The sequence below is a fragment of the Microcystis sp. BLCC-F209 genome, from assembly GCF_041928595.1.
GTDB lineage: Bacteria > Cyanobacteriota > Cyanobacteriia > Cyanobacteriales > Microcystaceae > Microcystis.
Genome location: NZ_JBHFLL010000329.1, coordinates 1 through 9930, shown reverse-complemented (window position 1 = coordinate 9930; position 9930 = coordinate 1). Strand labels below are relative to the sequence as shown.

Genomic DNA, 9930 nt, shown 5'->3' with positions numbered 1-9930 from the left:
AATTTTGGGTTTTCCTAGAAATTTATCGGGGTGACTTTTAAACTCCGATGAAGCGGCAAAAAAATGATTGCCAGTTTTTGTCTAATCCTCTTAAAACTTGTTGGGAAACTTTAGCGGGTAAAGCTTGATACTGTTCTGTCTCTTTCATGAGAGAGGCCATCTGATTATAGGTCAAATAGCCATGGCCATAAATGAAGTTTTGTCGGATAAAATAATTGGCTGAGTTGTAGAGATTTTTAGACTGCCAAGATAAATTATCTATCTCAGCCCAAAATCGATGTCCTTTCTTGATAATGTGTCTTTCTGCTACTAACATTATTGTCCGTTGTCTTTTAACTCAGCGTCGGGTTTTGAAGGGTTGTCATCCGTTGTGATAATTGTACCAGAAGGCAATTGATAGCCTGTTAAATTTCCTTGTTTCCACCATCTCCAAGCCGTTCGATAACTTATTCCTGCTTTTTTTGCATAGTCTGATAGTTTCATGTCTATATATTACCATGCCTGACTATATCTGACTATATTTGTATTGAAACTTTACAATACTATGTTCCCGCTCTGGTTTTCGGGCAGCGGAAGCAGTCAATGTCGGTTTTCGTTGTCATCTCCTGAAAACTTCCGTCTCTTTAAGGGGCGATGGCGATTAAAATGGATGAGGATGAACTATCTTAGATGGATGGACTTATGTTATCTTTTTTCCTCCGTTGGTTGATTACCGCCGTCTCTTTATTGATTACAGCGCAAATAGTACCAGGTATAGAAATTAAAAATTTTACCGTGGCTTTGATAGCTGCTGTCGTCTTGGGTTTAATTAATGCTATTGTTAGACCCCTGTTGATTCTTTTTACCCTGCCTTTAACTATTTTGACCCTAGGGTTATTTATTTTTGTGGTTAATGCCATTTCCTTTTCTTTAGCCTCCTATTTTATCCCTGGTTTTCAGGTAGAATCATTCTTTGCTGCTTTATTCGGTTCGATCGTGGTTTCGATCGTTTCAGGAGTTTTAAATAGCATTTTCAGTGACTAAAGTGGGCAAAATTCGCTTGTTTAAAACAGCTTGGCTTACTCTGATTGATTAATTTCTGATCTAGAGACGTTGCTATAATCAACGTCTCTCTATTTTTTTGGGTATGAGTAAATCTCTACTGATTTGCTTTGGCTTTTGTCGTTAAAAATCAGGAAAATTTAATCCCAAGATTTCTATCTCAAGCAGCCAGAGCAAGTTCAATTACTGTTAAAATAACTGGAATTGTTGAGCTAAGTTTAAATAATCTCCAGTCAGTTTTTCTCGATTCTCCTAAACCTTACACCCTGATCACTAAAAATCGATGAAGCAATTAAACTTAGAAGTTGCGGGAAAAAAAGAACGTTTAGATGCTTGGATGGGGTCACAATTGCCCGATTTATCGAGATCGAGACTGCAAAAACTGATAGAACAGGGATATATACAGTTAAACGGTCAAATTTGCACTAATAAAAATACTAAAGTTGCTCAAGGGGATCGCCTAAAGATTACCATTCCCGACAGTCAACCCCTCGAATTAACCGCCGAGGCGATCGAGCTTGATATTCTTTACGAAGACGAATATCTGATTATTATCAATAAACCAGCCGATTTAGTGGTTCATCCGGCCCCCGGCCACGAATCGGGAACCTTGGTCAACGCTTTACTACATCACTGCCCAAATTTAGCCGGAATCGGTGGAGTTCAACGGCCTGGCATAGTTCACCGCCTAGATAAGGATACCACGGGTGCGATCGTTGTTGCCAAAACCGACCAGGCCCATCAACACCTACAGGCACAATTAAAAACCAAAACTGCCCGCCGGGAATACATGGCCCTCGTCCACGGTGTCCCCAAAAGCGAAACAGGTACAATTGATCTGCCGATCGGTCGTCACCGCAGCGATCGCCAAAAGATGGCTATTATTGCCGTGGAAAAAGGCGGTAGAAATGCCGTCACCCACTGGCAAGTCAAGGAAAGACTAGGCAACTACACCTTAATGGAATTTCGCCTAGAAACTGGCAGAACTCATCAAATTCGCGTTCATAGCAGCCACATTGGTCATCCGATTCTTGGGGATCCCCTCTATAGTTCTGGTCGTTCCATCGGGATTAATCTACCCGGGCAATTACTCCACGCCCATCGTTTAATTTTAATACATCCGGTCACGGGAGAGAGCCTAGAAGCGATCGCTCCCTTACCCGCTATTTTCCCGAAAGTTTTAGCTATTTTACGCCAGAGAAACCCCTAGCGCACAAATTGCGGCATAATCTCCGCTGCTGTCCATAATCCGTAGATACCGCGACGATGCAGGGAAACCCCCGCTTTCAGATAACCGAAAGCCGGCCCGCAGACATTAGCCGCCATACTGGTTTCATCGCCTAAAGTGAAGGTATGGGTGGAAATTTTGCCTTCAAAAGTCCGCCCCGTGACCTTAACATTGGTACTTAAGGGCTTTTTCGGGTTGCGCGTATCCACCACACCGCCGACGGAAACCCGATCGCGTCCACAGATTCCAGCCAATTCCAGCATAATATCGTCGGCGTGTTCCATATTTTCGAGGCTGAGAATGCCATTGGTTTTATTTAACAGCATTTCCACTTCCGCGTCACTCATCTGGTGGGCTGTTTCTGGGTCGTAACCGGGTAAATGGGCGATATCTTCGCGAATAGTGGCACGATAAGCCTCCCAGTTGGCGATTCCCACACCAAAGGTGATTTTAACGCTGTGAATCTCTGCATAACTCTGGGCAGCTAGGGCAGCGGCCGCAGTTAACAGTCCGGGGGTAGCACCGCAGCCGGTCATGTAGGTGATGCCGGCGGCTTCTAGGTCTGTTTGTAGTGCTAAGATTTGTGCCATGGCGCTGGTACGTTTGAGAGCATCGACTAAAACCCCGCGCCAACCTAAGCGAATGAAAGTTTTAGCGATATCGGCCATGAAATTGTTAGGTAAATTCGGCAAGGCGAGAAAATAGCCCTCTACGTCGGCAGTTTTGATTAATTCCTCGATACTGTTCTCGCTGAGACTGCCGTAATTTTCCAGATAACCGATCGAACCCCGGTCATGATAAATTTTGTTACAGGTATTGACATCTAGACCGTCTTTGTGGTATGCAAAACCGGCTTTATCGGCGGCGGCAGTCCAAAGCATTTCCTGTTTGGGGGCGAGAATTCTAGCGGCAGCCTGTCCCAAACCACCAAAACCTAAAACACCAATCCGAAGGCGATCGCTGGCTGTTTGTTTATTCATATCTCTTCTGATTCCTATAGACAAAATTCTATGATCTCGGCGGTCGTTGTTCGCCGTTGCATCTCCTTTATTTTCAATTTATCGCTTCAGGTCGTCTTTTTTGTGTAGTTTTGTTAAATTATGCCCTCCGGGGACAGGTTCGCCCTTGACGGTAAAGAAAAGTTACGGGAAACTTACAAAACATGAAAGTGGTTGGTAGAGATAATATAAAGTTTTGCTAAAATTTTAACCAGATTGCTACGATTAGCAAACTATCGTAAATTAAAACGATAGGGAGCTTTGCAAACCCCAGATCACGCCGAGAAGACCTATGAGCATGGAAAGCCTAGAGTTTATCATCTATCCCGATGGTCGCGTCATGGAAAAGGTGACAGGCATAGTCGGTTCATCTTGTCAAGAGGTGACGGCGGCGATCGAGGCACAACTCGGGCAGCTGATGTCTCAAGAGAAAACCTCGGATTATTACCATCAAACCGTCAGCCAGTCAGAGAAAGTCAGCAACGCGGCCACTTTTAGCGACTGGTAATTTTTCATCTTTCCCGATCCCTTTATTTAAGCCACTGAAAAACCATGTCACACTTTAGCAATATCAAAACCAAAATCCGCGATCTATCCTACCTAAAAGCCGCCCTGAGCGATATGGGGATGGAATGGAAAGAGGGTTCCCACCCCGTCAAAGGTTATCAAGGTCAAACTTTAACCGCAGAGGTGGTAATCGAGCAAGATAACAATTACGATATCGGTTTTCGCTGGAATGGTAACGAGTACGAGTTAGTTGCCGATTTGCAATACTGGCAACAACCCCTAACCGTAGAAGGATTTTTAAGAAAAGTAAATCAAGGTTATGCCTACCACACCATTCTGGCAGAAACTGCTAAACAGGGTTTTCAGGTGGCAGCACAGGAAAAAAATACTGATGGTTCTATTCGTCTAGTGGTACAACGTTGGAGTGCCTAATGGCTGATTTTTCTCCCGAACGCTCTGGTTTTGAACCAGAGTTAGGGGGATTCCTAAGAGATTCCCCCGATCGCACTGGTTTTGAGCCTGAATTGGGTGGTTTACAGCGCCAGAAAGCGGTTTACGTCGATGAGGTCACTTGTATTGGTTGTAAACACTGCGCCCACGTTGCCCCCAATACCTTTTTTATTGAAGGCGAATACGGTCGCTCTCGCGTCTATAATCAGGACGGTGACGAAGAAGAAATTATTCAAGAAGCGATCGAGACTTGTCCAGTTAACTGTATTCACTGGGTTAATTATAATAATTTGCAATTCCTTGAGGAAGAACGCAAACATCAAGTGATTAAACAGTTAGGTTTTCCTCAGATTCACAAGAAATTTAGCCCCGCAGATTTAGATATCTAGGGTGGATAGGTGCAGCCTCATCCACCCATTATTTCCTAGAAGTCATGGCAGCGGTTCTCGATCGAATCTGCTACAGTTCTCAGGGGAAATAATCCTATCTCGGATTTTAACGACAATGAACACCCAACTGATTGATTCTCTCGCGCGAATAATTCTCTCTCTCTCCGAGGAAGAAAGAGAGTTACTGAATCGAAAAATTGAGAGCGAACAACGGGAAAATTTGCAGATTAACGCTCAAATTTTGGATTTAGAAACCCGTATCAAGCAATACGAAAATCAATATCGCATGAGTTCGGAAGAATTCTATCCTAGATTTCGTTCCGGTGAGCTAGGGGACGCTATGGATTATTTCGAGTGGAATGTTTATTATGAAATGCTATTGGCAGCTAGAAAAGAGATAAGTTTACGATCAAATTAGATGGAGATAGCCGATTATATTCCCCTAGTTAAAAGGAAATTATCCGAGAGTTCGATCGTAAACTCTTTTACGATTACTGATGAAAGAATTTTATTCGATCGAGGCTATTTCCGAGCGAGAGTCCTTCGATTTCAGGACAACAGCCTCAAATTGACGTAAAGCAAGACTAGAACCTTGCTTCCAGCCTAATTCTACATAATAGGGTAAAAGTTTCTTGATATTTATATCGGGAAAGAGACGACTATTTTCCCTTTCTTGATAACCGTCTTCTCTGAACAGATATATTTTTAATTCTTCCCGACGATAAACCCACAATTCGGGGATTTTTAGCAATTGATAGGCTCCTACATCAGTCAGGGAAGTAAAATCCACTTCTATAGCTAAATCGGGAGGAGGATCAACAGTTAAATCAATTCTCTCTTTGCCTAAAATTGCCTGTCTATTATCAATATAAAAACAAGTATCTGGCTCTACTCCCGCTTCTCCAGGCATTTTCAAGGTAATGGGATCAAAACATTGCCAGTCTTTACCTTGACGACGGAGGATAATTTTTACTAAATCCCTTAATGTATCAACACGATTGCCATGACTTGGTAAAGGAGACATAAGCCGAATTTCTTGCGTTTTGCGATTAAAATAGAGTTTGGGATAGGTTTTTTGGAGACGTAAACTCAGCAATCTTTGGTAATCTTCCCAAGTCTGATGGGGAAAAATAACTTGACTGCCCGGAGATAAAGATAAAGTATTTTCGTTGACAGTAATTAGTAACATTTTGGTAATTATCCTTGATTTTTTCCTGTGAGATTTAACTAATTTCGCTCTGGCAACCAATGCCTATCAAGCATTTGTTCGAGAGAATAGGGACAATTTAGAGGGAAATTGTGAGGAGATATTTCAGTTTTTTGCCCGACAATAAAAACGGCATCTTGATAGATTTTTTCTTGGTTATCTAGGAGATATTTTTCTAAATTTGTGCTTAAATATCCATTTAGCTGAACTCTAAAAGTGGCTATTTCTCCTTGCCAATGGCGATGATTTAATTCAAATTCTTCTGACCAATATTGCCACAATAAAAGATGAATAATTATCTGTCTTAAAAAACTCTCAACTCGATTTTTATCCAGTTTGCTCAAAGCCTCCAACTCCTCGATTAAATGTTGAATATCCAACTCAGCTAGACGATTTTCCTTGAGAAGTTTAATTGTTTCAGTTAACCAGAGATGTTCATCTTGTTCGTAGAGAAATTGTAACTGATTTAGCCAAGGATCTCTTTTCATATTTTTTTGGCTGAGGAGACTTCTAAAACTGCTTTCGGGTAGGCAATGCGTTGATGGTGGAATTGTTGCCAAACTTGCACAAAAACCTCGGCAATAATTGGTAATTCCTCCTGACGAATACCACTATCTACTAATTGTTGATCGCGCCATCGGGCCTGAAAAATCTTTTTGATCATATCCATGGCTTGTTCTGGGGATGCCTCCTTCAGCGATCGCAAAGCGGCCTCGCTACTATCGGCTAACATGACGATCGCCGTTTCTCGCGATTGGGGAATCGGACCATCGTAGCGAAAGACCGCCTCATCGACGAATTCTTGACCATTTTGGGCGGATTTTTGCAAAGCTTGCTGATAAAAATAGGAAATTAAGAGATTACCTTGGTGTTCGGGAATAAAATCGCGGACGACTCGCGGTAAACCGTGTCTGCGGGCCATGACTAACCCTTCGCTAACGTGCTTTTTAATAATCTCGGCGCTGACATAGGGATCATTAATTTCATCGTGTTTATTCGGGCCACCCATTTGATTTTCAATAAAACCGAGAGGATCGTGCATTTTCCCGATATCGTGATAGAGAGTTCCCGTGCGAATTAATTCCACATTACAGTGCAGTTTTCGGGCGGCCGCTTCAGCTAAACAGGCGACAAAAAGGGTATGTTGAAAAGTCCCCGGTGCTTCCGTGGCCAAACGTTTGAGCAAACTACAATTAGGATTGGACAACTCCACCAGACGAATGGGAGTGACCACATCGAAACAGCGTTCCAAATAGGGGGATAATCCTAGGGCGATTACCGTCCAAGCTATTCCCGATAGACCATAGACGAGGGCCGTGGGTAGTAGAGTATAGATGATCGTGCTGGCCGTGGCGCTAACGATTAGGTAAGTGAGCAGATAAACACCCCCTTGGCTGACTCCGATTCCCATCCCTAGCAGCGATAATTCATCCCTAGAACGCAATTTTCCCGCTATCATAGCCGCTAATAGTCCCCCTATCGTCCCGGCGATTAAATCGGCGCTGATACCTTGGATGCTGAATAGGGAAAGACCGGCAGTTAAGAGGACTTGGGTGACGGCCAGAGTCGGGCCGTAGAAACTGCTGACTAATAAACCCACGGCTGCCAGATTGGTAAAGGGAATATTGGCGATCGCTAGGATCGGTGTGGTAAAACTTAGTAAACCCAAGAGAATAAAATCCCGGTGACGCAGAGGCCGATGGAGACGCTGGGCAACGAGGCAAAAAGTCCCGATCGCGCTGGTGACAAGGATTGCCGTTGACCCTAAACCCATCCAGTTAATGCCCCGTTCGCTCAAACCAAAGCCATCGATGAGAACAAACTGAGCTTGAGTAATTGTTTCGCCTGCTTTAACGATAATTTGACCTGCTTGAGCGTCAGACATAACCATATCTACCGCTTCCACCGCTTTAGTGGCTTGTTCTTTGGTTGCCTCCCGATCTTCTATCAGGTTCGTTTGTCCCTCCAGGGCTGCCAGAAGGATATTTTCGGCTAAAGACTGCTGGCGACCAGTTAGGCGATCGCTGCTAATCTGCACGGCGATGGTATCCTGTAGGTGACTGGTGGAAATCCCCGGGGGAATGCCTTGCACCCAAATCCGGCGCCCCGCTTGCAGGATGGCTTTTTCTAGGTTTTGCCACTCTCGATCGCCCATTTGGGCCACTGTGATCAGATCGGCATATTTGAGTTTATTTAAGCTGGAATGCCGATAATTTTGGCTGGTTTGCTCCTTTATTTGCCGTAATTGCTCCAATCGATCGATAAATTGCTCAAAGCTTCCCTTCGTCACGCGCTGACGATAGGCTTGGATTTCGCTAACAGCATATTCCTGCTCTTTTGTCAAGAGGTTTGTAAAAGATTCTTCATAGTTGAGGCGGCTCTGTAGAGTTGACCATTGAGGGGCAGAAAAGGTGAGCAGCGTTTCCATTGTGGCGTTGGAAATAGTCCTGCCCATTAAAATGGAATTTTTTCGCAAAATTGGGCGAATTTGACTTAATTGCCCTAAAGTGTCCTGCAGCGATCGCTCGATCTGGTCGGTGGTTTGGGGGTCTCTTTTCAGCCGGGGAAGCAGTCCAGCCCGAATTTTTTGGCGTTTGAGGTCGGTGGTTTCTTGGTCTTGAAAACTGGCATCTTCGGGGGCGATAATTGTGACGGGGGAAATAGTTCCGACGGCCAATTTCGGCTGATTATAGAAACGATAACCGACCACGCTAGTCAGACAACCGACGGTAAACAGGAAGATTAACGGTCGTCGCAGTTTACCCAGGGAGTAAGAGCGAGATTTTCGGGCAGAATCAGTAAAAACAGTGAAAGAATGCAGAAAATGATTCATAAATTCCAGCTAAATTCTATAAACTGCGCCACCATGCCCAGAGGAAAAATACCAGCAATTTGGTTGTGTGTTCCCTTTTCTATTGTAAGGACTCCCTGTGCAAAAAAATTTTTTCTCGAAAGGTAAGCTAAGCTGCCCGCGCATTTAAATTGCTTGTTGAGATAAGGCACTCATGCAAGAGGCAAAAGGGAAAAGAGACAATAAATAATCGGTTTTTAATAACCGGATTTAGTATAACCTATCCCTGCGTCTTCATCGGCCCGCATCCTGTAGGGGCGAAGCATTCGGGCAATAACCTATTGCTGAAACCGTAGATTTTCTATCCGAATGCTTCGCCCGTACTTTTTCAGCACAGAAAACGGGTTTCTCCGAGAAACCCGTTTTCTACTCATGGACACCCCCCCTTATCAATGGGGGCAGGGGGGATCGACACCCCCCTTATCAAGGGGAGCAGGGGGGATCGAACCCAAATAACCACATTTAGTATAACTCCTAAACTAATACACTTGTTCTATAGTATGCCCCAAAAAATTCTGGAAAAGGGAATGAGGGAAAAAAAAGGGAAAAAAAGAGAAAAAGGGTTACAGGGTCCTCCCAGCACCGCACACCACCCGAAAACCGTAGTTGTCGAAGGTGACGCGGCGGTAGTTATTGATGCGGTAAGCGGAACGGCAGCTAGAGGGATAGTCGCACCAAGAACCGCCCCGCAATGGAGAATAATTATCATTCCCATTTTTTGTCCAAGCACTGCCATCCGTCGGCGCAACATGATAATTATCGTGCCAAGTATCGGCGCACCATTCCCAGACATTGCCGTGCATATCGTACAACCCAAAGGCGTTAGCTACCTGAAAATAGCCCACTGGGGTTGTTTTACGTCGATATCTTCCTGTGGGTTCATCGGCATAAGTTTCAGTAGCTCGATAGTTAGCTAAATCTGCCGTTATCGTTTCCCCAAAATGAAAGGGTGTTTTTGTCCCCGCTCTACAGGCATATTCCCATTCTGCCTCACTCGGTAGCCGATACTCCCGTTTTGTTTCCCTTGATAGTCGTTTACAGAATTCCGTTGCTTCATACCAGTTGACTCTTTCTACGGGTAGCTCATCCCCTTTAAAGTGAGAAGGGTTTGTCGGTTTGTCGGGAGCATCTCACTTATGCAATGAGTATTAATACTTATAGCAGTCAAAAACTAGAAAATCTTCAACTTGATCACAAAGAGAAATGAGATTATAATAGTTATAACTTACAATTCAGAATAGCTCTCGATGGGAGGAATA

Annotated in this window: 12 protein-coding genes and 1 pseudogene; 6 read left to right on the top strand and 7 right to left on the bottom strand. The window is 44.0% G+C overall.

Features of this window, described 5'->3' with window-relative positions:
- Positions 1-37: 37 nt before the first annotated feature.
- Entirely contained in the window at positions 38-316 is a 279-nt protein-coding gene (locus ACE1AQ_RS22170) for a transposase (protein WP_374809228.1), read from the bottom strand.
- On the bottom strand, positions 316-483 hold the full coding sequence (locus ACE1AQ_RS22165; protein WP_253257777.1) for a hypothetical protein: 168 nt from the start codon (positions 481-483) through the stop codon (positions 316-318). The genes ACE1AQ_RS22170 and ACE1AQ_RS22165 overlap by 1 nt, the downstream gene beginning before the upstream one ends.
- 198 nt (positions 484-681) lie before the next feature.
- Between ACE1AQ_RS22165 and ACE1AQ_RS22160 the strand changes: the two genes are divergently transcribed.
- Positions 682-1023 carry a phage holin family protein gene (locus ACE1AQ_RS22160; protein ID WP_008197697.1) on the top strand — a complete coding sequence of 114 codons (342 nt, stop codon included), beginning with the start codon at positions 682-684 and terminating at the stop codon, positions 1021-1023.
- Between the two features lie 301 nt (positions 1024-1324).
- Entirely contained in the window at positions 1325-2251 is a 927-nt protein-coding gene (locus ACE1AQ_RS22155; protein ID WP_008197695.1) for an RluA family pseudouridine synthase, read from the top strand.
- On the opposite strand, the gene ACE1AQ_RS22150 is transcribed toward ACE1AQ_RS22155, so the two are convergent.
- Positions 2248-3249, bottom strand: a complete 1002-nt coding sequence (locus ACE1AQ_RS22150; protein WP_008197692.1) for a hypothetical protein — start codon at positions 3247-3249, stop codon at positions 2248-2250. The two genes, ACE1AQ_RS22155 and ACE1AQ_RS22150, sit on opposite strands and share 4 nt — an antisense overlap.
- Before the next feature lie 310 nt (positions 3250-3559).
- Here ACE1AQ_RS22150 and ACE1AQ_RS22145 point away from each other — a divergent pair, with 310 nt between their 5' ends.
- From ACE1AQ_RS22145 to ACE1AQ_RS22130, 4 genes are all read left to right on the top strand, one after another.
- Complete coding sequence (locus ACE1AQ_RS22145; protein ID WP_002752708.1) at positions 3560-3775, top strand: DUF2997 domain-containing protein; 216 nt, start codon at positions 3560-3562, stop codon at positions 3773-3775.
- A 44-nt stretch (positions 3776-3819) separates the two neighbouring features.
- On the top strand, positions 3820-4206 hold the full coding sequence (locus tag ACE1AQ_RS22140; protein WP_002762644.1) for a DUF1257 domain-containing protein: 387 nt from the start codon (positions 3820-3822) through the stop codon (positions 4204-4206).
- Positions 4206-4613: a ferredoxin gene (locus tag ACE1AQ_RS22135; RefSeq protein ID WP_002784283.1), complete on the top strand. Its 408-nt coding sequence runs from the start codon at positions 4206-4208 to the stop codon at positions 4611-4613. Before ACE1AQ_RS22140 ends, ACE1AQ_RS22135 begins: the two co-directional genes overlap by 1 nt.
- Positions 4614-4728: 115 nt before the next feature.
- Positions 4729-5031: a hypothetical protein gene (locus tag ACE1AQ_RS22130; RefSeq protein ID WP_110545911.1), complete on the top strand. Its 303-nt coding sequence runs from the start codon at positions 4729-4731 to the stop codon at positions 5029-5031.
- 90 nt (positions 5032-5121) lie between these two features.
- On the opposite strand, the gene ACE1AQ_RS22125 is transcribed toward ACE1AQ_RS22130, so the two are convergent.
- From ACE1AQ_RS22125 to ACE1AQ_RS22110, 4 genes and pseudogenes are all read right to left on the bottom strand, one after another.
- Complete coding sequence (locus tag ACE1AQ_RS22125) at positions 5122-5802, bottom strand: Uma2 family endonuclease (RefSeq protein WP_110545912.1); 681 nt, start codon at positions 5800-5802, stop codon at positions 5122-5124.
- A 38-nt stretch (positions 5803-5840) separates the two neighbouring features.
- Complete coding sequence (locus ACE1AQ_RS22120; RefSeq protein WP_110545913.1) at positions 5841-6308, bottom strand: DUF29 domain-containing protein; 468 nt, start codon at positions 6306-6308, stop codon at positions 5841-5843.
- Positions 6305-8653, bottom strand: coding sequence for an HD family phosphohydrolase (locus ACE1AQ_RS22115; protein WP_110545914.1), 2349 nt, complete (start codon positions 8651-8653; stop codon positions 6305-6307). Before ACE1AQ_RS22115 ends, ACE1AQ_RS22120 begins: the two co-directional genes overlap by 4 nt.
- 581 nt (positions 8654-9234) lie before the next feature.
- Positions 9235-9792, bottom strand: a pseudogene (locus tag ACE1AQ_RS22110) (formylglycine-generating enzyme family protein); the annotation flags it as partial.
- Positions 9793-9930: the final 138 nt, after the last annotated feature.